Origin of the sequence: Sporosarcina sp. P29, assembly GCF_002743265.1 — a bacterium.
In the GTDB taxonomy this organism is placed as follows: Bacteria; Bacillota; Bacilli; order Bacillales_A; family Planococcaceae; genus Sporosarcina.
This window is the reverse complement of sequence record NZ_PDYX01000122.1, coordinates 1-392: the sequence shown is the minus strand read 5'-3', so window position 1 is coordinate 392 and position 392 is coordinate 1. Positions and strand designations below refer to the sequence as shown.

1 protein-coding gene is annotated in these 392 nt (G+C 59.2%); it reads right to left on the bottom strand.

Annotated features, from left to right (window positions below; translation table 11 throughout):
• The coding region (locus CSV68_RS16845; protein WP_304442473.1) for a transketolase-like TK C-terminal-containing protein at positions 1-392 on the bottom strand (392 nt) is incomplete at both ends.

Sequence of the window (392 nt, the reverse complement as noted above, 5' to 3'; positions counted from 1 at the left end):
GTGGACGGCAGGGATACCACGCGTACCGCATGACCTTCGGCGGTCAGTTTTTCCGCAGCCTTCACGGTAATTTCCACCTCAGAACCGGTAGCAATCAGGATGACATCCGGTTTGCCGCCGCTGTCTTTCAGGATGTACCCGCCGCGGGCGATATTTTTTACCTGCTCCGGCGTGCGTTCAATCTGGGCCAGGTTTTGCCGCGACAGAATTAATGCCGTTGGCCCCGTGTGGCGCTCAACCGCCAGCTTCCAGCCAACCGCCGCTTCGACCTGATCGCACGGACGCCAGGTGCTGAAGTTTGGCGTTAAACGCAGGCTCGCCAGCTGCTCAACGGCCTGATGCGTGGGACCGTCTTCACCCAGACCAATCGAATCGTGGGTGTAGACCATGAT